Source organism: Bacteroidales bacterium (assembly GCA_029210725.1).
In the GTDB taxonomy this organism is placed as follows: Bacteria; Bacteroidota; Bacteroidia; order Bacteroidales.
In genome coordinates this window covers 32,162-53,061 of record JARGFM010000022.1, presented here as the reverse complement: position 1 = coordinate 53,061, position 20,900 = coordinate 32,162, and the positions used below count along the sequence as shown (strand labels likewise).

General features: G+C 50.8%; 18 protein-coding genes. 12 read left to right on the top strand and 6 right to left on the bottom strand.

All coding sequences use genetic code 11. The features are described 5' to 3' along the window. Positions 1–136: 136 nt before the first annotated feature. Complete coding sequence (locus P1P86_12385) at positions 137–604, top strand: hypothetical protein (protein MDF1575976.1); 468 nt, start codon at positions 137–139, stop codon at positions 602–604. A gap of 25 nt (positions 605–629) precedes the next feature. Here the strand turns inward: P1P86_12385 and P1P86_12380 are convergent, their stop codons facing one another. Beyond that, positions 630–1,349, bottom strand: coding sequence for a hypothetical protein (locus tag P1P86_12380; protein ID MDF1575975.1), 720 nt, complete (start codon positions 1,347–1,349; stop codon positions 630–632). A 91-nt stretch (positions 1,350–1,440) separates the two neighbouring features. Continuing rightward, positions 1,441–2,439, bottom strand: a complete 999-nt coding sequence (locus P1P86_12375; protein MDF1575974.1) for a hypothetical protein — start codon at positions 2,437–2,439, stop codon at positions 1,441–1,443. A gap of 100 nt (positions 2,440–2,539) precedes the next feature. On the opposite strand from P1P86_12375, the gene P1P86_12370 reads away from it, so the two are divergent. Together P1P86_12370 and P1P86_12365 are read left to right on the top strand one after the other, a co-directional pair. Beyond that, positions 2,540–2,959 (top strand): hypothetical protein, encoded by a 420-nt coding sequence (locus P1P86_12370; protein ID MDF1575973.1) that lies wholly within the window; start codon positions 2,540–2,542, stop codon positions 2,957–2,959. Positions 2,960–3,007: 48 nt separating this feature from the next. Then, positions 3,008–3,766: a DUF1295 domain-containing protein gene (locus tag P1P86_12365; GenBank protein ID MDF1575972.1), complete on the top strand. Its 759-nt coding sequence runs from the start codon at positions 3,008–3,010 to the stop codon at positions 3,764–3,766. On the opposite strand, the gene purL is transcribed toward P1P86_12365, so the two are convergent. Further along, positions 3,756–7,466 (bottom strand): phosphoribosylformylglycinamidine synthase, encoded by a 3,711-nt coding sequence (gene purL, locus P1P86_12360; protein MDF1575971.1) that lies wholly within the window; start codon positions 7,464–7,466, stop codon positions 3,756–3,758. The genes P1P86_12365 and purL overlap by 11 nt on opposite strands. Positions 7,467–7,595: 129 nt before the next feature. On the opposite strand from purL, the gene P1P86_12355 reads away from it, so the two are divergent. Further along, positions 7,596–9,260, top strand: coding sequence for an AMP-binding protein (locus P1P86_12355; GenBank protein MDF1575970.1), 1,665 nt, complete (start codon positions 7,596–7,598; stop codon positions 9,258–9,260). Between the two features lie 7 nt (positions 9,261–9,267). Here the strand turns inward: P1P86_12355 and P1P86_12350 are convergent, their stop codons facing one another. The 3 genes from P1P86_12350 to P1P86_12340 form a co-directional block, all read right to left on the bottom strand. Further along, positions 9,268–9,828, bottom strand: a complete 561-nt coding sequence (locus P1P86_12350) for a DUF4251 domain-containing protein (protein MDF1575969.1) — start codon at positions 9,826–9,828, stop codon at positions 9,268–9,270. A 63-nt stretch (positions 9,829–9,891) separates the two neighbouring features. After that, positions 9,892–12,345 (bottom strand): phenylalanine--tRNA ligase subunit beta, encoded by a 2,454-nt coding sequence (gene pheT, locus P1P86_12345; protein MDF1575968.1) that lies wholly within the window; start codon positions 12,343–12,345, stop codon positions 9,892–9,894. Between the two features lie 38 nt (positions 12,346–12,383). After that, positions 12,384–12,812 carry an NUDIX domain-containing protein gene (locus P1P86_12340; protein MDF1575967.1) on the bottom strand — a complete coding sequence of 143 codons (429 nt, stop codon included), beginning with the start codon at positions 12,810–12,812 and terminating at the stop codon, positions 12,384–12,386. A 68-nt stretch (positions 12,813–12,880) separates the two neighbouring features. On the opposite strand from P1P86_12340, the gene surE reads away from it, so the two are divergent. From surE to dnaN, 8 genes are all read left to right on the top strand, one after another. Then, positions 12,881–13,681, top strand: a complete 801-nt coding sequence (gene surE / locus P1P86_12335) for a 5'/3'-nucleotidase SurE (protein MDF1575966.1) — start codon at positions 12,881–12,883, stop codon at positions 13,679–13,681. Continuing rightward, positions 13,674–13,964 (top strand): hypothetical protein, encoded by a 291-nt coding sequence (locus tag P1P86_12330; GenBank protein ID MDF1575965.1) that lies wholly within the window; start codon positions 13,674–13,676, stop codon positions 13,962–13,964. The genes surE and P1P86_12330 overlap by 8 nt, the downstream gene beginning before the upstream one ends. Before the next feature lie 7 nt (positions 13,965–13,971). Beyond that, positions 13,972–15,096: a lipid-A-disaccharide synthase gene (gene lpxB, locus P1P86_12325; protein MDF1575964.1), complete on the top strand. Its 1,125-nt coding sequence runs from the start codon at positions 13,972–13,974 to the stop codon at positions 15,094–15,096. Next, positions 15,093–16,265 (top strand): SpoIID/LytB domain-containing protein, encoded by a 1,173-nt coding sequence (locus P1P86_12320; protein MDF1575963.1) that lies wholly within the window; start codon positions 15,093–15,095, stop codon positions 16,263–16,265. The genes lpxB and P1P86_12320 overlap by 4 nt, the downstream gene beginning before the upstream one ends. Before the next feature lie 12 nt (positions 16,266–16,277). Then, on the top strand, positions 16,278–17,009 hold the full coding sequence (gene gldF, locus P1P86_12315; GenBank protein ID MDF1575962.1) for a gliding motility-associated ABC transporter permease subunit GldF: 732 nt from the start codon (positions 16,278–16,280) through the stop codon (positions 17,007–17,009). Positions 17,010–17,016: 7 nt separating this feature from the next. Continuing rightward, positions 17,017–18,726 carry a gliding motility-associated ABC transporter substrate-binding protein GldG gene (gene gldG / locus P1P86_12310; protein ID MDF1575961.1) on the top strand — a complete coding sequence of 570 codons (1,710 nt, stop codon included), beginning with the start codon at positions 17,017–17,019 and terminating at the stop codon, positions 18,724–18,726. A gap of 1 nt (position 18,727) precedes the next feature. Further along, positions 18,728–19,699, top strand: a complete 972-nt coding sequence (locus P1P86_12305) for a hypothetical protein (GenBank protein ID MDF1575960.1) — start codon at positions 18,728–18,730, stop codon at positions 19,697–19,699. A gap of 69 nt (positions 19,700–19,768) precedes the next feature. Further along, on the top strand, positions 19,769–20,899 hold the full coding sequence (gene dnaN / locus P1P86_12300) for a DNA polymerase III subunit beta (GenBank protein ID MDF1575959.1): 1,131 nt from the start codon (positions 19,769–19,771) through the stop codon (positions 20,897–20,899). Position 20,900 lies beyond the last annotated feature (1 nt).

Below are 20,900 nucleotides of genomic sequence, written 5' to 3'. Positions count from 1 at the left end.
ACATTTCCAGGATCAGATTTACGGATGGTTTTCAAAATTTCCGCTAATTTAGATTGCGACAAGTAAGGAGTTCTGAAGTTTTCAAAAAACAATTATCTTAGCTTCAGTTTCCCATTGCATTTTAAATCAATAAATCATGGCCAAGAAGAAAACAAAAAAGGATGTAGACAAAAAAAGCAAGAAGAAGAAGAGTATCCTGGAAAAACTGAAAGTTGCTAAGAAAAAGGATTCCAAGAAAAAGGATTCCAAGAAAAAGGATTCCAAGAAAAAGGATTCCAAGAAAAAGGATTCCAAGAAAAAGAAATCAAAAGCACCGGCACCGAAAGCTGTGGCTGCACCTGTGGCTAAACGGGCTGTTGCGCCTGCTCCGGCGCCTGCGGCCAGGCCTGCTGCTCCCACAGCAAAAGCTGCTGCAAAACCCGCCGCCCCCAAAGCTAAACCTGCTGCCGGGAAGGCCGACCACAGTTCTGATTATAAGGTGCGTGAGGCCATAACAAAACTCAGGACCTTTAAAACCAGGGAGGAGTTGACAGCCTTTATCAAGGGCGAAAAGCGCTTAACTGTAAACAAGGTGGTCCCTGCTGCCCTGAAAAAATTGAAATAGCAACTGTCTTTTTAAAGGTCATTGATCAATTGTTGTATACGGGTTCAAGCTCTCTGGCTCTTTCTTCAGGCAGGGGGCCTGAATAGGGTTTCAGCTTTAGAAAGACCCCGTATGCCTCCTGGCCATCCGTATATCCCTGGGCGAAGATTTGTTCGATTTCCTCGTTGGTTTTCTTATCGTTGGCATATTTCTTCATGAATTTCTGAAGTTCATCGGTGGAGGCAGTCAGAACCTGTCTGTCGTAATCATGGTTTTCCACGGTTTCGTGCTTGATGCGGATCCGGTTCTGCTCAAAGAGTTCATTGAGCCATTCATCTCCATACCAGTAAAGCAAAATGGAGTCTTTGTTATACTGCACCCTGGCCAGCGTATGAACCGGAATATGGTGATAGGAGGTCATATCGGAGGTGAAGTGTTCTTCATTGAGATCCGGAACGAAATCCACGTAATCGACACGGTTCAGCTGAAACAGGGTGGCTGTCAGGACCGAAACCTGGTCCTCCTCTTCGTAGTAGGTTATCTGGTAGGAGCCATCAGGTTCATCCGGCCCCGGGAATTCTTTCGGTACCATGTTGGGATGGATGGTCCAGATGCATGAATCCCCGTCTATCCAGTTTCCCAGCATACTTTCATTGAAATATTTGTCTTCTTCTTTAAAGAAGGGGTGGAGAGAGCTGACCAGGCAAGCGCTCAGGGTCGCCAGGAACAGCAGACTTATGGCAATCATTATTTTTAACGGTCTCATAGCTGTTCGGTTTTGATTTCAGGACAAAAGTGAGCAGAAGAGTGAAGCCATTCAACTTTTTTCGATAAAAGTGGCTGGTTTATCGGTGAAATTAGTGTTCCAGCTCCACTTTCAGAAGATAGGGATCGAATACCTGGCAGATATACAGGTAATTCCCGAAGATGATGGCTGAGGAACCGGCACTGATGGTGGAGCCATCGGTGGAATAAAGGATGGTGTGCTCACCCGTTAAAGGATCTGCCAGGAAGACTTCGACAGGTGACTTCTTCTCAGGATTTTTGGCATGCCTGACAAACTTCAAGGCTTTTACATGTCCGGGGGTGAGCAACTGTTTCCCGTGAATCCTGATGTTGTCATTGCCTTTCAGGCCGGAGATCTCACCCACAGGACGGAGTCCGTCGGGGTTTATCTGATACACATGGATCTTATGAAGAACAGCATCGCCCACATAGAGCCGGTCCCCGATGCGGTTGATCCCGGCCGGGTAGCCCAGTTTGTCGGCCACCATTTCCGCTTCCCACTCTGCATCGCTGTTTTTTTTCAGTTTTATCACGCTGGCCCGTCTGAGTTTCAGTACTTTCTCTGTGAGACTTCCGCGTTTCCCCGAATCGTTCACCAGGTAGATCTCTCCACCGGGACCGGTGACCAGGGCATTGGGGGAGTGCTGTAGACTGGTATTAATGAGCTCCATAAATCTCAGCTGTGTTCCGTTTACCCGGTAGACCAGTACCGGGTGGTAGTCCGGTTCCTTTTCGTGAGAGATCACATAGAGAAGATCGCCGTCCATGTATAAACCGTGGGGTCGGAACAGGATTTCATCCGGTTCGTTCAGCCTCTCCATTAGCTGCTGCTGCCCGGTCTTCAGGTTATAGAGTACCATCTCGCCGAAAGGCTTATGGGCTTCACGCCTTCCGCAGCAGGAGATGATCAGTGCAGGATCTCCGTGCAGGGTATCGAGTACCATATCCTCGGGTCCCGGTTTCAAATAGATTTTTTCAACAATCGCCTGCGAATTACCCTCCGGAGCAAGACACAGGAGGATCAGGATCAGGGGAAGTGTGAACACCATGTGCGCTAATCTGTTTTTCATGACAGAGGATGGATTTTTTCAAATGTAAGGATTTGTATATTTTTGAAGCAACCCATCGGCACATTCACTCATCTTTCATTTAAAAGATAGAACCGCTTGTATGAAGAGATTGATTTTTTTGTGTATTGTTGTGCTTCTGGTATCCTGTGAGAAAGATCTCCCGGGACTGGATGCGCTGGGTGCAAACTCGTATATTGTCGGGACCTGGGTGGAGGTTGAATATCAGGGAGATACCCTGCTTCTTCATCGCAGCGGCGCTTTTGAAAAGGATAAATACGGCTTCACCCTGAATGAAGACGGCACCTTTATTGAACGGAAGAATGCCGGGTGGTGCGGTACTCCTCCCATCTCCTACGATAATTTTGACGGCACCTGGGAGGCTGTTTCTGACAGCCTGCTGGATATTACAGTAGCCTACTGGGGAGGGATGATGACCTACCAGATCCGGATCGTTTCGCTGGATGCAGACGAACTGGCCATCAAATACCTCTATACGGAAGACAGGGAGGATAGCAGGTAGCTTCTTATCTGAAAAAAACCCATATCTTCGCTTTCCTCTGTTTCAGATATGGATCGCGAAAGCTTTTACACTGTCTTATGGGGCTGGACCTTTCTTGGGCTGGCCGTTTTTATCCTTCTTCTCTTTGTAAAGGCCCCATACGGTCGGCACAGCCGAAAAGACTGGGGGCCAGTTATACACAACCGTCTGGCCTGGTTCCTGATGGAGTTTCCTTCTTTGCTTGTTTTTGTTCTGTGTTTCCTGTCCGGCCCCGGAAAGCTGCAGCCACTCACCTGGATATTTTTTGCGCTCTACGTATCTCATTATGTCAACCGTTCCCTGATCTGGCCCTGGCGGACAAGAACCTCCGGAAAGCTCATGCCCCTGGTGGTGGCCCTGATGGCAGTTTGTTTCAACCTGGTGAACGGCTTTTTGAACGGCTACTACTTCTCCGCTTTTGCCAGGGAGTACAGCCCGGAGTGGCTCACCGATGCACGCTTTATTGGCGGGGCGATTCTGTATGGGGGAGGGGCCTTCCTGAACTGGTGGTCCGATCAGATCCTGCTGCGGCTTCGCAAGGGAGGGAAGCAAGGATACTTCATACCCGCGGGAGGATTGTTCCGCTGGGTTTCCTGTCCCAATTTCCTGGGAGAGATTCTGCAGTGGACCGGTTTTGCAGTGATGACCAGGAGCCCTGCGGCCCTGGTATTTGCTCTCTGGACCTTCTTTAACCTGGTTCCCAGGGCCCTGGCCCATCATAAATGGTACCGGGCTGCCTTTTCTGATTATCCCTCGGAAAGAAAGGCCATCCTGCCTTTCATTCTTTAGTGGAGGAGAGATTCCGGCTGTTCCGTTCTTCGATCCAGATTCGGGCATTCACAAAGGCCTCCAGCCAGGGAGTAGCTTCGTCCTTCCTGCGATCCCCGGGGTAGTAGCCGCACTGCCAGGGCTGGTAGGCACGCTCCAGATGGGGCATCATGGCCAGGTGCCGGCCATCGGCCGAACAAAGGGCGGCTGCATCGAAATCGGAACCATTGGGATTGGCAGGGTAGTTGGAACGGCTGTATTTTAAGGGGATGTTATAGGCATTCTCAGGTTTGGGAAGTACAAACCTGCCTTCTCCATGAGCCACCCAGATGCCCAGCTTCATTCCTTCCAGCGAATCCAGCATCACCGATTTATTTTCCTGAACCTCTACACCCAGGAAGGATGATTCGAACTTTCCGGAGGCATTATGTTCCATGCGGGGCGACCGGTCGTGGTCCGGGACCACCAGGTCCAGTTCGATCATTAACTGACAGCCATTGCATACCCCCAGGCTCAGGGTATCTTTCCTGGCATAGAATTTCTCCAGGGCCAGGCGGGCCTTTTCATTGTAACGGAATGCCCCTGCCCAGCCCCTGGCCGATCCCAGCACATCGGAGTTGGAGAAGCCGCCCACAAAGACGATCATCTGAAGCTCCTCCAGTGTTTCGCGTCCTGCTATCAGGTCGGTCATATGGACATCCTTCACGTCAAAACCTGCCAGATATAAGGCGTGCGCCATTTCGCGATCTCCATTGACACCCTTTTCCCGGATGATAGCGGCCTTCACTCCACTATCGCTGCGTCTTTTGGGATCAATGCCCAGGCTAAGAAAGCTGCCTTTGAAATCGCCCAGATCAAAATCCAGCTTATTGGTCTTATAGTTTTTATATCGTTCCTCAGCCAGTTGTTTGCCCGACTGTTTCCGGTCGAGCAGGTAGGAGGTGCGGAACCAGAGGTCACGATAGTGATCAATATCCAGGTTCAGGTTTTCTTCCTTGGTTCGCAATTCGAGAGAACGACCCTCCAGAGGCCGTCCTATAAGATGATGATTTATCCCTTCTTTCTCAAAGAGGGCAGTCATTCTGTGCGGATTCCCTGACTGGATCACCACGGCGGGCTTTTCACTGAACAGCACCTGGGTGGTCTCTCCGGGAATCCCGGTTATATCCACTTCCAGACCTCCGGTGGTACTGGAGTAACAGAGCTCCAGGAGTGTGGTAATCAGTCCCCCGGCCGACACGTCATGTCCGGCCAGGATCCGGCCCTCCTCAATGAGGTCCTGAAGCAGGTTGAATACCTTTACAAAGTAGTCAGGGTCGGTCACCGTGGGTGTTGCCCTGCCCAGCCTGTTTTTATACTGAGCGAAGGAACTTCCTCCCAGTTTGAAATCATCTTTGGACAGATCCACATAAATAAGCCGGCTTTCCGGATCGGGCCGAAGGACCGGTTCAACGATCTTCCGGATGTCGCTTACTTCGCCGGCAGCGGAGATAATAACCGTTCCGGGGGCATAGACCAACTGCTTCCCGTATTTCTGGGTCATGGAAAGAGAATCTTTTCCGGTGGGGATATTGATTCCCAGTGCTATGGCAAAGTCACTGGCTGCCCTGGCTGCATGATAGAGCCTGGCATCTTCGCCTTCATTTTTACATGGCCACATCCAGTTTGCAGACAGGGAGATGCTCCTGATCCGGTCGGGCATGGGGGCCCAGACAATGTTGGTCAGAGCCTCAGCAATGGAGAGTACACTACCGGCCTTTTCGTCCACCATGGCTGCCACCGGGGCATGTCCGATGGAGGTGGCGTATCCCTTGGATCCCTGGTAGTCCAGTGCCACGACACCCAGGTTGTTGAGGGGCAGCTGCAGTTCTCCGGCACACTGTTGGCGGGCAACCTTACCACTCACTGAACGGTCCACTTTATTAGTCAGCCAGTCCTTGCAGGCCACTGCCTCCATCTGCAAAACGCCCTCCAGGTCCCTGGCCAGTTCGCTGGTTTTATAAGGAATCCTCTTATAGCGGATGTTCGGGGTACGGTCGTCCATAATGGTGCGCGGTGGTTTCCCGAACATATCGACCAGCTCCAGGTCCATGGGTTTTTCACCTGTCTGTTCGCTTTCAAAAACAAAACGGTGATCGTCGGTGATCTCACCGATGATATAAACGGGGGCCCGCTCGCGACTGGCAATGCGCAGCAGCTTATCCACATCGCCGGCCTTGATGACCAGCCCCATCCGTTCCTGCGATTCGTTCCCGATAAGTTCCTTGGCGGAGAGCGTGGGATCGCCCAAAGGCAGTTTATCCAGGTTGATCTTTCCACCTGTTTCCTCTACCAGTTCAGACAGGCAGTTGAGGTGTCCGCCGGCTCCATGGTCATGAATGCTGACGATGGTATTCTTTCCCGATTCGGCCAGGGCACGAATGGCATTGTAAACCCTTTTCTGCATTTCCGGATTGGCCCGTTGTACCGCATTCAGCTCAATGGCATTCTCAAACTCACCGGTATCCACAGAGGATACGGCCCCTCCGCCCATTCCGATGCGGTAATTGTCGCCACCCATCAGCACCACCAGATCTCCCTTCTCCGGAGTGTCTTTCTGTGCATCCTCGCTTTTCCCGAAGCCAATTCCTCCTGCCAGCATGATCACCTTGTCGAAACCGAACTTTTTACCCAGTTCTTCATGTTCAAAAGTCAGCAGGCTTCCGCAGATAAGGGGTTGTCCGAATTTGTTTCCAAAATCACTGGCCCCGTTGGAGGCTTTGATCAGGATTTCCTCGGGGGTCTGGTAGAGCCAGGGCCTCTCGGCCATGACTCCTTTCAGGCTGCGTCCGTTTTCAAGCCTCGGATAGGAGGTCATGTAGACAGCGGTTCCGGCCAGGGGGATGGCCGCTTTCCCCCCGGCGATCCGGTCACGGATCTCACCGCCTGTACCGGTGGCTGCCCCGTTGAAGGGTTCCACAGTAGTGGGAAAGTTATGGGTCTCCGCTTTCAGGGAGAGCACCGAGTTAATATCTGTGACCCTGAAATAGTCGGATTTGTCCTGCGAAGCAGGGGCAAACTGTTCAATGGCCGGTCCCGCCGCAAAAGAACAGTTGTCCTTGTAAGCCGAGACAATATGGTTGGGATTGGTTTGTGTGGTCTTTTTTATCAGCTGAAACAGGGAGGATTCCTTCTCCTCGCCGTCAATGATAAAGGTCCCGTTAAATATTTTATGTCTGCAATGCTCCGAATTTACCTGGGAGAATCCGAAAACCTCGCTATCGGTCAGCTTCCTGCCGATCCGCTTACTGACGCCTTCCAGGTACTCGATCTCATCGGGATTCAGAGCCAGTCCCTCCTGCTGGTTATAAGCAGCAATATCGTGGATTTCCAGAACAGGCTCAGGGCTCCGCTCAATCGTAAACAGCTTTTGATCCAGTCCATCGTAAAGAACCTGCAGCATGGGATCATAGGAGGCCCCTCTGTCCTCCACCTTAACAAACTCCTCGATCCGGCGGAGCCCCTGAATACCCATATTCTGGGTGATCTCCACAGCATTGGTGCTCCAGGGGGTGATCATCTCTTTTCTGGGTCCTACAAACCATCCATCCACCTCGGTTTCACTCAGGACGATGGCGTTTCCAAACAGCCATTTCAGCTTCCCGGTGGTTTGTTCATCCAGTTTGCTGTTTGCCTCGACTGCAATGATCGGGTTGCGGGCGACCCGGAAAAAATAGATCATGAAATAAGTTGTTTATTTAGAAGCTTAAAAAGATGGTATAAAGATAATTGCTTTGTTTGATTCTCGCCCCTGCTTTTTTAACATTGATTTTAAATGAATATATTTAACACAAACTATAAAACCCTGAGCATGATCCAGAAGAATTTTATTAAGATGTACGAGGAGAGTTTTGCAAATAATTTTGATCTCCCGGCCCTGTCCGACTACACCAGCGATGTCTCTTATACCTATGGCGAAATGGCCCGCCAGATTGCACGTCTGCACCTGATATACGAAGCTGCAGGGGTGAAGAAGGGAGATAAAATTGCGGTGTTTGGAAAAAACTCTTCCAACTGGTGTGTGGGTTTCATGAGTGTGATCACCTTTGGGGGCGTGGTTGTTCCGATTCTCCCCGACTTTAAACCGGCCGATGCCCATTCCATTATCAATCACTCCGATTCGGTGATGATGCTGGTCGACAGGCAGACCTTGGACGGGCTCTCCGAAGAGGAGATAAAGGGAGTGAAAATCATTCTATCACTGGGCGATTTTGGCATTTTGTCTGCCAAAGCGCTGGCGGCGGTTCAAAAGGCCCATCAGGAGCTGGACCAGCTGTTTGAAAATAGATATCCGGATGGATTTGGCAGGGATCAGATTAAGTATGCAGAGGTGGACAACAGCGAGGTGGTGGAGATTAATTATACTTCGGGGACAACGGGATTCAGCAAGGGGGTGGTTCTTTCAGCCAATAGTCTTGCAGGGAACGTGGATTTTGCCATGCGTTCCATAGAGCTTAATCCCGGGGAGAAGATGCTGGCCCTCTTACCCCTTGCACACTGTTATGGTTGTGCCTTCGATTATCTCTTTCCCATGGCGGTCGGGGTGCATGTAACCATCCTGGGCAAACTGCCGGCCACCCCGGTAATCATCAAAGCGTTTTCGGAAGTGAGGCCCCACCTGATCCTTTTTGTGCCCATTTTCTTTGAAAAAATCTACAAGAAAAAGCTTCTGCCTGTTTTACAGAAAGGCTCTGTAAAAGTGCTGACCAGCATTCCGGGCATCAGGGGCCTGATTTATGGTAAGATGCGGAAATCGTTGATCGAAACTTTCGGGGGACGCTTCAGGGAAGCGGTGCTGGGAGGTGCTGCACTGGGAGCAGAAGTGGAGGATTTTTTGAGAAAGATCAGGTTTCCCTTTACCATAGGCTACGGGATGACCGAATGCGGACCATTGATGTCCTACGAGGGATATGCCACCACCCGGAAGGGCTCCAGTGGGAAGATCCTGGATATTATGGAGCTGAAGATCGATTCGGAGGAGCCTTATACCGTTCCTGGTGAAATTCTTGTGAAAGGCGAAAACCTGATGGAGGGATACTATAAGAACGATAAGGCTACCAAAGCCACGATCGATGAAGATGGCTGGCTGCATACAGGGGACCTGGGTGTCACCGACACGGATGGATTTATCTATATAAAGGGCCGGAGCAAAAGCATGCTTCTGGGGCCTTCGGGACAGAATATCTATCCGGAGGAGATCGAGTCTAAATTATGCAACCTGCCCTATATCAGTGAGGCAGTGGTGCTCATGAACAACAAGCACAAGCTGGAAGCGCTGGTGTATCCCGATTATGACCAGGCCAAAACCGACCGGGTGGAGGCAGAACTGGAGACAAAAATGGAAGAGAACAGAAAAGAGTACAACCAGCATGCAGTTTCATTTGAGAAACTCTTAAAGATTCATATCCATAAATCGGAGTTTGAGAAGACCCCGAAACGCAGTATCAAGCGTTTTCTCTACAAACTGGAGGAGTAACCCGGAACTAGAGCGAATTGCCCTTGAATACCCGCGAGATGCCGGGAGGCACCAGGTAACCTGCGTACCGGAGCCTGTCGCCCCAGGTGGTTGAACTTACGTCCGCATCTGCTCTGCCGTCGGAATAGACCGTCAGGCGGACATCATAGCTCCCCAAGGGTGTTCGGAGGTAATACGATACACTGTAACTACCGCTTTTTTCATGTTTGCTGTACTTGTAGTCGGATATGGATCCTTCCACCGTTACCCCACCAACACCATTGCTTCCGATATAGGTATTTGAGCCTACCTGTATGACCCCGGTGAGGGAGTCCGCTGCGATAAAGTTTATATTGCTCGACACATTGAGCGAATTACCTCGTTTGTCCTTTAAGGTGTTTGCCTCCAGAACAAAACGCCGGTAAAGCACCATGGCATCGACCACGGCTGCTTTTTTAGCAGCCTCCTCAGCTTTTTGCTCCTTTTTTAACTCCTTCTCCAGCTTCTTCTGTTCCTGTCTGCTGAGTTCCTGGCTAAAAACGGGGAGGGTGATTAACACTGCCAGCAGCAAGATTATTACTCGTTTCATATCTGGACTTTTATTTCAATAACGCTCAATGATAAAGCCATATTGCGGCCGGATTCATAAAGCTTACATTCCCCTGATCGTGGCTCCGAGTTCCCGGATGAAGGCATGGGCAATACCTTGCATGGTTTTGTCGATCTGTTTGTCGGTAAGGGTTTTATCTTCATCCAGAAGGGTAAAGCTCAGGGCATAGGATTTTTTTCCCTGCTCTATTTTATCTCCTTCGTATACGTCAAAAAGAGTCACCTCTTTCAAGAGCCTCTTTTCTGCTTTGAACGCCAGTGTCCGGAGTGCTTCATAGCTTACCTTCCGGTCCAGGAGTATGGAAAAGTCGCGAGTGACCACCTGGAAACGGGGTAGGGGCCGGAAGAGAATCCGGTGTCCGGAAAGGGCTTCTAACACCAGGTCCCAGTTGAATTCGGCGGCAAATACCCGCTGTTTGATGTCAAACATTTTAAGCGTACGCTGCGCCACCTCACCGAATTCTGCCAGCCTGCGCTCATGGAACTTATATACCAGCCCTTCCACATAGTCCGGATTTTCTGAACCGGCACGATCCAACGTCACCGGATCGATCCCCAGCTTGATCAGAACCGTCTCCACACAGGTCTTCAGCTGAGGGAACGAAGCCTCCTCCGGCTTCTGAATCCAGTTGCCCGTCCGGACATTTCCCGAAAGGAAAATACCCATATGGAAAGCTTCTTTATATTTATCCAGGGGATCTTTCCCCAGGCTCTTCTCATTCAGAAAGTAACAGTTCCCGAATTCATATAGTTTCAAATCCTTCCGCTTCCGGTTGAGGTTATAAGCGATGGCTTCCAGTCCGCCGAAAAGCAGGTTCTGCCTCATTAGGGACAGGTCCTGGCTCAGGGGATTAAACAGACGGACGGCTCCGGGGTCCTTATTCTCTTCAGTATCATAATAGGCGGAGGGGGTCAGCGAATTGGATTTCAATTCGAAGAAGCCCTGGGCTGTGAGCAGCTCCGAAGTTTTGTTGACCACCAGTTCTTTATCCGGTTTTTTCGTGGAAGAGAGGGTCGATCGGAGCCCGCCGGAGATCTCCACCCGGTTGAAGCCATAGATCCGGAGAATCTCCTCGATCACATCGGCCTCCCTCTGCACATCCACCCGGTAGGTGGGTATGCGCAGAATCATTCCTTCTTTGTTCTCCTCTTCCACCCGGATCTCCAGAGATTCCAGAATGGAACGGATGGTGGCAGGCTCCAGGGGATTTCCAATGAGCCGGTCCACGTGCGCAAAAGAGATAGCGACCCGGCATTCCTCCACCGGTTCGGGATATACATCCACCACTTCTGAAGAGATCTTACCCCCGGCAATCTCTTTGATCAGAATGGCGGCGCGTTTCAGGGCCCAGACCGTGTTGTTGGGATCCGATCCTCTTTCAAAGCGGAATGAAGCATCGGTATTCAGCTGGTGGTACCGGGCTGTTTTCCGGATATATACCGGATCAAAGCAGGCCGATTCCAGGAAAATAGAGCTGGTATTTTCACTGACTCCCGAATCGATACCTCCGAAAACCCCGGCAATACACATCGGATCTTTGGTATTGGAAATAATCAGGTCGGAGCTGAGCAATTTGCGCTCCTGCTCATCCAGGGTGATCATGGGAGTGCCCTCCGGCATGGTTCTGACAATCACTTTCCGGCCCGTAATCCTTTCTGCATCAAAGGCATGTAAGGGTTGACCCGATTCGTGCAGAACAAAATTAGTGATATCCACCACGTTGTTTATGGGGGTTTGTCCGATGGATCTTAAACGCTTTTGAAGCCAGGCAGGGCTCTCTGTCACTTTCACCCCCTGGATGGTCAGGCCCGAATAACGTTTACATCCGGCCTTTTCCTCTATTTCTACCGGAATGTTCAGCTTTGTGTTGTCGATGCGAAAAGAGTCCACGGAGGGTTTCTCCAGTTTCGCCCTGCCCGATTGTTTCAGAAAAGCGGCCAGGTCTCTGGCTACCCCCAGGTGAGAAGCCCCGTCTATGCGGTTGGGAGTCAGTCCGATCTCAAATACAAAATCACTTTCCACCCGGAAGTATTCGGCGGCAGGCATGCCCGCCACAGCCTCCGGATCCAGGACCATGATGCCCTCGTGAGAGGGGCCCAGTCCCAATTCGTCTTCGGCGCAGATCATACCCATGGAGAGCGTTCCCCTGATTTTGGCCTTCTTTATGGTAAAGCCCTTGTCGTCGGGCCAGAGAGTGGTGCCAACGGTGGCTACAGGGACCTTCTGACCCACTGCCACATTGGGAGCCCCGCAAACAATCTGTACCGGTTCATCTGCTCCGAGGTTTACCCTTGTTACGGTAAGCTTATCCGCATCGGGATGCTTTTCACAGCTGAGTATTTCCCCGATAATTACTCCTTCAAGTCCCCCCTTCACGGACTGAACTTCTTCCAGTCCCTCCACTTCCAGTCCGGTGTTGGTCAGAATTTCGCTGACCTCTTGAGGACCCGGAATGGTATCGATATATTCTTTAAGCCAGTTATAGGAAATCTTCATTGCTGCTGCATTACGAATAAGCAACAAAAGTAGTGCTTTTAGTGCAGAGTTAAAAGGGAAAAAAGCAGGGTCTGAACTTCCGGATAGGTGAGATTGGACGGGAGCTCTTTACCAAACTTTATCTCCTCAATTTCATGGTCGGGAAGGGGTTCCAGTTCTTTCACATCGGCAAAATACAAGCGTCCAAAAGCCTGGTGCTCTTCAACTTTCACCCCGTAGTCGGAAATGATGCTCAGGGTCGAATTCACCACCCCGGCCTCTTCATACAACTCCCTGACCGCCGCCTGGTCGGGTCCCTCGCCCGCTTCAATATGTCCGGCCGGCAGCTCCCAGCTTTGCCTCTCCCGGTGCCGCACAAAGATCCATTGTCCCCGGTACCTGGCCCCCATGACCACGTAAGTCAGTTCAGAGTCATCCAGAGAGCCGGGAGCAAGTATTTTTGTGACAGCTGTCCCGATAGTGCCCATTGCATGAAATTACAAAATAAAACCCCGGTTCTCGGGGATTTTAGATATTTTTGTATGCTTATAAAGTGATGATGAACAGAACCCCTTTGATACTGGTTACCAACGACGATGGTATTCATGCCCGGGGCATGAAAGCGCTGCTTACCGTGGCCCGCAAATTTGGAGATGTTATTGCAATCTCTTCTCAGGAGCCCATGTCCGGCATGTCCCATGCCATCACCGTCAAGGTACCCCTCCGGGTTAAACTTGTTTCCGAAGAGCCCGGACTTAGCTCCTATGTGACCAACGGAACTCCTGTGGATGGTGTAAAACTGGTTTTTAACAGTCTGTCCGAACGCAGGCCCGACCTGCTTTTATCGGGCATTAATCATGGCTCCAACTCCTCCTCCAGTGTGCTTTATTCGGGAACTATGGCTGCTGCCATGGAAGGTGCGGTGAACCATATTCCCTCCATCGGCTTTTCCTTGCTCAATTTTGATCCGGATGCCGATTTCAGCGCCTCTGCAGAGGTCGCGGAAGAGCTTATCCGGCAGGTACTGGAGAGTGGCCTGCCCGATGGAATCTGTCTGAATGTAAATGTTCCCGACCTCTCTTCCATGGAGATCCGGGGAATCCGCTTGTGCAGCCAGGCCAATGGCTACTGGAAAGAGGAATTTGAAAAAAGAATGGATCCCAATGGCTCCGAGTACTACTGGCTTACGGGTTTCTTCCAGAACAGGGAGCCTGAGAACGGTGGAACAGGCACCGATGAGTGGGCCCTGAAGAACGGCTATGTCTCCGTCGTGCCTATCCATACCGATCTGACTGCCTACGAGGTGCTGGATAAGCTGAAAACCATGGAGTTTGCTCAAAGCAGCAGGAATGAGTAAGAAAAGATACGATACCCTGTTAAGCGGATTGCTTCCTGCACTGGCAGTACCTGCCCTGAGCATGCTGATCATCTGGATCATTAAAAGTGAAAAGGGGCTGGCGGACTTTCTGGTCAGCTTCCAGCAACTCGGGATGCTGTCCAAACTGATAAGTCTTTCAGCACTTCCTAACCTCTTACTTTTTTTCATATGCATCTGGACCAAGCGGAATTTTGCGGCCAGGGGAGTTATTTTTTCCACACTGCTGCTGGCATTTCTTATGCTCCTGCTCAAATTTGTCTGAAGTCGGAATGAAATACTTTCTCATAGCAGGAGAAGCTTCGGGCGACCTTCACGGATCCAGCCTGATGAAGGAACTTTGTAAAATGGATCCGGAGGCCGAGTTTTGTTATATGGGAGGCGATCTGATGCAGGGAGTGGCTGGCGGGATGGTGATGCATTACCGGGAGACCAGCTTTATGATGCTGGATGTTTTGTTTCACCTGCGGAAAATTTTCCGGAATCTGCGTCTTATGAAACGAAAGATCCTGGAGTGGGACCCGGATGTGCTGATCCCGGTCGATTATCCGGGGTTTAATATGCGGATGGCACGCTTCGCTGCCGGCCGGGGGATCCGGGTTTTTTATTATATTTCCCCCAAGGTGTGGGCCTGGAAACAGCGAAGGGTGAAGTCGCTGAAACTCTATGTGGACCGGCTCTTTACCATTCTTCCCTTTGAGAGGGATTTTTTTAAGCGCTTCCATATGGAAGTGGAGTATTTTGGAAATCCCCTGGTCGACCAGGTGGCCTGGTTCAGGGAGGAATTTGAAGGGAAGGAAGCGTGGAAAAAGCGTCATGGCCTGGATAAAAAACCGCTGGTGGCACTTCTCGCCGGTTCGCGAAAAAAGGAGATTGAAAGCACTTTACCTTCCATGCTGGAACTGGCAGCCGGACATCCGGAGCATCAGTTTGTAGTGGCGGGGGCACCCTCCATAGATGCATCACTCTATGAGCAATACCTTCGGGGGACCGGGGTCAGGATCGTTTATAATGAAACCTATGCCTTACTGGAGTGTGCAGAGGCGGGTCTGGTTACTTCCGGAACCGCCACCCTGGAAGCAGCCCTCTTTGATCTGCCCCAGGTAGTCCTTTATGGAACCAGTAAGCTGGCTTACGGCATTGCAAAACGATTAATAAAGATTAATTTTATAAGTCTTGTGAATCTGATTTACGGGAAGAAACTGGTGGAGGAAGTGATCCAGAAAGATCTGACCAGGCGCACCCGCGATGAACTTGTCAGGATCCTGTACGATGCCGGGCACAGGAAGGTCTTGCAGGAGGGTTATGGTGTTATAAAAGCGGGGCTGGGCGATCCGGGGGTTTCCCGCAGAATCGGAGAACGTATGTTCGAATTGTTAAAAGAAGAAGGTAAATGAGGCGGATTGTTACGATGTTGTGGATGGTGGCTTCCTGGACCGGACTGACGGCACAGACAGTGGAGGTGGGGCTTTTCCAGGATCATCTGGTCAGGGCAGCGGTGGTTTACTGCTCTTCGGGACATTACCAGCTGTTGCTGGACGGGGAAGTGAAACTCAGATTTGAAGTGGGAGATATCTTCTACCTGACCCACGAGGAGGGAAGGGTGAAAGTGCTGGACGCGGAGCACGATTTTGGATTTGCATCCCATATTCTGTTAAGGGCCCTGTCCGCAGAATCGGTATTCCGTGTTCGGACCCTTTCACCGGAAATAACATCCAGGCAATACGATGACAATTTGCTGGTGATCCCTGAGGATCGTTATATGACCCTGGTAAACCAGGTGGATATGGATAAATACCTGGCCGGAGTCGTTGAAGCCGAGTCGGGGCCAAATGCTGAAAAAGAGTTTTATAAGGCGCAATCCATACTTTGCAGGACCTTTGCCATGAAGCAGATGGACAGGCACCTGAACGAGGGTTTCGCACTGTGCGACAGGTCGCACTGCCAGGCTTACAAGGGAAAGAGAGCCGGCAATCCGCAAATACTGGAGGCCATTGTGGAAACCAGTGCCATTGTGCTGGCCGATTACAATTTCAAACTGATTTCAGCGGCCTATCATGCCAACAGCGGGGGACAAACCCAGAGGGCTGCAGATGTCTGGCTTTCAGATGTCGATTACCTTCAGTCCGTGGTGGACCCCTACTCCCTGCATCAGTCACATGCCAAATGGCAGGATACCATTTCTTTTAAAGCGTGGAAGGACTATTTGCTGAAGAACGGGATGAAATCTGTTACCCGGATTCCGGATGAGATCATCTATATTGAACAGATGAAGCGGAAGAAGTATTTTATTCTTGATAAGGATTCCATACGGATGGCAAAGATCCGGGAGGACTGGGGTTTCAAATCAAGCTTTTTTGATATGTTCCCCGATGGGGATCATGTTCTGGTATGGGGGAAAGGATTCGGACATGGAATTGGAATGAGCCAGGAGGGTGCCATGAAAATGGCCAGGGACGGATTCTCATACCAGGATATACTGAAGTTCTATTTTCATGAAGTGCGGATCATGGATTATCGCGATTTACCGGACTCCAGCCTTCCGGAGTCTCTGAAAGACAAATAAGGATCCGGGAAGATGTGGGCACTTTTTAAGAAGGAAATCAATGGTTTTTTCAGCAGCCTTACAGGCTATGTGGTGATTGTGGTATTCCTTCTGCTCAACAGCCTGTTTATGTGGATCGTGCCCGGGCAGTTTAATGTGCCGGAGAACGGCTACGCCACCCTCGACTCCCTGTTTGCCATTGCTCCCTGGCTCTTTCTTTTCCTGGTTCCTGCTATTACCATGAGGATGATTTCAGAGGAAAGGCGAAGCGGGACCCTGGATCTGCTGTATACCAGGCCGGTGTCGGAATTGCAGATTATTCTGGCCAAGTTTCTGGCCTCCTGGATTCTGGTGCTTCTTTCGCTTATTCCTACGCTGATCTATTTCTGGTCCGTTTCCCGACTGGGCAGTCCCCCGGGAAATGTGGATGCAGGAGGCACCTGGGGTTCCTACATGGGCCTGCTTTTCCTGGGCGGGATTTATGCAGCCATCGGCATGTTCTCCTCTTCTCTTACCGGGAACCAGATTGTTGCCTTCATTCTGGCGGTCTTTCTATCCTTCCTGATGTATATGGGATTTGAATTCCTGAGCGGAATGGCCGAATCGGGGCGTATTGTTTTCCTGGTTTCGCGCCTGGGGATCAGTTACCACTATAACTCCATCAGCCGGGGAGTGATCGATTCCAGGGATATGCTCTATTTCGCCGGTGTGATCCTGCTCTTTTTGCTTGGAACCCGCACCGTTCTACAAAGCAGTAAATGGTAAGGCGCGCATGGACAGGAAAGGACTCAAAAGAAGACATCTGACTGAGCTGGGAATTGCCCTGGTCCTGGTTGTGGTACTTGGCCTGCTGGCAGAAATAAAGTTTTTCCGGATCGACCTGACTTCTGAAAAAAAATATACCCTTTCAAGGGCTACGAAACAGTTCCTGAGGGAACTGGATGATGTGGTTTATGTGAAAATATACCTGGACGGGGACCTCCCGGCTGAATTTGTCAATTTCCGGAAATCGATCCGGGAACTGATGGACGATTTCAGGGCCTATGGCGGAGAGAAACTGCAATACGAGTTTATAAATCTGTACGACGAACCCGATGAGGCTATCCGGAACAGGATGATCGGGGAGTTGTACGACCGGGGCCTGAATGTGACCAGCATCCAGGTGCGGGACGATGAAGGAGGTAGTGCCACCAGGACCGTCTTTCCGGGTGCCATTGTGGCCTGCGGTCCCTATGAGATGCCTGTGAACCTTTTGAAGAATAATCCTTCCCTTTCGCATGAAGTGAATCTGAATAACTCCATTCAGACCCTGGAATATGAATTTGCCAGGGCCATTCACAGCCTGACCGTGGAAGAGGTCCCGCGCATTGCCTTTATAGAGGGACATGGAGAGCTTGATTCCCTGCAGACTCACAGCCTGATGGACGAACTGAAAATTTTTTTCCAGGTGGATCGCGGGTATATCCATGGAAATGTGGAGGCTTTACTTCCCTACGAGGCTCTGATCATTGCCCGTCCCCGTTATCCCTTCAGTGAGGCTGATAAATATGCAATCGACCAGTACATTATGCAGGGAGGAAAGGTCCTCTTTTTCCTCGATCCGGTGCACCCTTTTGCCGACAGCCTCTCCACAGGGACCACGGTGGCTTTGGCCAACCCGGTGGGACTGGAGGACCTTCTGTTTAAGTACGGGATCCGGATCAACTATAACCTGGTGGCGGATATGCAGTGCAATTATGTTCCAGTGAATACGGCTCCGGCAGGGGAGCAGGCACGCTTCACCATGATGCCCTGGGTGTACCATCCACTGCTGGCAGGACCGGATAACCACCCTGTAAGCAAGGGGATTAACTATGTTCTGAGCCAGTTTGCCTCCTCCATGGACACTCTTTCCGGCACCTCCGGACAGCTTAGAAAAACAGTATTGCTGGCCACATCGCAGGCCAGCCGCAAGAGGGATGTTCCCCTCTACATCAATATGGAGGAGGTGACCGCAAAACCCGATCCGGCACTCTACCGCTCTGCCCGGCTTCCGGTTGGTATTCTGCTGGAGGGAAGATTCGAATCCTTTTACCTCAATTACCCCGTGCCGGAGGGGGTATCACCCTCAAACTGGCAAAGCATCAAAAAGGGAGAGCCATCTTCCGTATTTGTCCTCTCCGATGGCGACATAGCCGCCAACGAAGTGCAATATGAGCGTGGAGCATTCAGGGCTCAGCCCCTGGGATTTGACAGGTATACCCGGCAGACCTTTGGAAACCGTGAATTCATCATGAATGTGGTTAACTATATGACCGATGAGACCGGCTTAATGGAGCTGCGCTCCAGGGAGTTTAAGCTTCGTCTCCTGAACAATGAACTGATCAGTCAAAAGTCCCGGCTTCTCAAATGGAAACTTGTAAACACCCTGTTGCCGCTGCTGATGGTGGTATTCTCGGGAATTATCATTCAGGTAGTCAGGAAACGCAGATATGCACACTGAGATGAAGAGCCGTAAAGCCATCCCGGTCGTCGCAGGCGTGTTCCTGTTCCTGATCCTGCTCCTGCTTTTGTTCAATCCCTGGAACTGGCCGGATAGGGAGGGTCGGAGTGTGGCGATCCGGAGCATGAAGGATGTGGACCGCATTGTACTGGTGGACCCCTATAACTCTGTCGAGTTGATCAGGGTGGAGGATGGATGGTACCTCTTTGGAACAGAGGAGGTAAATCCTGTATCGATGGAAAATCTGCTGATCGCAGCCAGCCGGCTGGAAGTAGCGTCCGTGGTGGATGCGGAGCAGGCCAGGGGCTATGAGGACCCACAGGGAGAGTCCAGGGAGCTGGCGTTTTTCAGGGACGACAGGCTTCTTCTGAGTTATGGGCTCAGGAAGGCCATGGGCGGGTACCTTCTGAGCCCTCAGGGATCAGAACAGGCCTATTTTGTGTCTGTGCCGGGATATCCCGGCCTGGACCTGGAGCGGGTTTTTTCAGCAACCCCGGATCATTACAGGGATCATCTTCTGATGGACCTCCCCCCTTCCGGGATTTCAGGCATAAAGATCGCGCTCCTTTCGGGGGAGGCATTTCGCTTTACACAGGACCGGGAGGGGAATATACGCTGTGAGCCGGGCAATGAGCATACGAAGCTGCCCGAGGGGGAAGCCAGGGAGCTTTCGATGAAACTTCTATTCAGTTATTTCACCTCTCTCAGGTATGAACGGAGAACCGGTATAAGCGCCGACTCGCTCCTGAGAAGCGGGGATCATGTTGAAAAACTGGCCAGTATCAGGGTGGAAACTTTTCAGGGCGAGCAGCACTCTCTGCAGATCTTTCCCTACTCTGAAATACCCGGTTCAGAACCCGATCTGTTCCGGGCCCTGGTCCTGTACAATGATATGCAGGATGCCATGATTGTCAACTACATCTACCTGGATGTTCTGATGCGCGGCTTATCCCATTATTTTCGGGAAAAGTAGCTGCGGCAATAAGGATTTTTTTTCGTATAATTGATGGTTCATTGACTCACTAAATAAAAGCAAACATATATGAAATTTGTTGTGTCCAGTATGGAACTGTTGGGTCATCTGCAGGCCATCAGTCGTGTGATCAGTAACAAGAACACACTCCCCATTTTAGACAATTTCCTTTTCTCTCTGGAGGAAGGGATTCTGGAGATTACCTCATCCGATCTGGAGTCGACCCTGGTTACGCACATCGAGCTTGAAAATACAGATGGTTCGGGAGCTGTGGCAATTCCTGCACGGTTGTTAAATGATACGCTCAAAGAGTTCCCGGATATTCCGCTGACCTTTGAGATCAACCCTGACAGCCTGATGGTTGTGATCCAGAGCGAGAACGGAAAATTCTCCATTCCAGGTCAGAATGGGGCAGAATTCCCGCAGATGCCTGTGATCAAGGATGATCAGAAGCAGACCCTGGAGCTTGAGCAGGAGCTTCTTCTTGCCGGAATCAGCAAATCTCTGTTTGCAACTGCCGATGATGAACTGCGACCGGTCATGAACGGCATTTTTATAGAGCTGTCTCCCGATGACATCACCTTTGTAGCATCCGATGCCCATAAACTGGTACGTTATAAGAGAACCGATGCCTCTGCAGGAAGTGCTTCAAGCTTTATTCTTCCAAAGAAGCCGGCATCGCTGCTGAAGAATATTCTGCCCAGGGAGGAGAACAAAGTGGTTCTGGAGTTTGATGACCGCAATGCCTCTTTTACACTGACCAATTACAAACTCGTTTGCAGGCTGGTGGAAGGCAACTATCCCAGTTACAACTCTGTTATTCCGACCGACAATCCGTATAAGATGAGCATCGATCGCCTGACCTTCTATAATACGCTGAAGCGGGTTTCGGTCTTCTCCAACCAGGCCAGTAACCTGGTGAAAATCAGTCTCACCGGAAATCAGTTGAATGTCTCCGCTCAGGACATCGATTTTTCTATTTCGGCTACCGAAAGATTAAGCTGTCTGTACGAAGGGGAGGATATGGAGATTGGCTTCAAATCGACCTTTCTGATCGAAATTCTCGCAAACCTTCCTTCCGACGATGTGGTGCTGGAGATGAGCGATCCTACCCGTGCCGGGATCCTGCTTCCTTCCGAAACGCAGAATGAAAGCGAAGATATTCTGATGCTTCTGATGCCTATGATGATAAACGCATAGC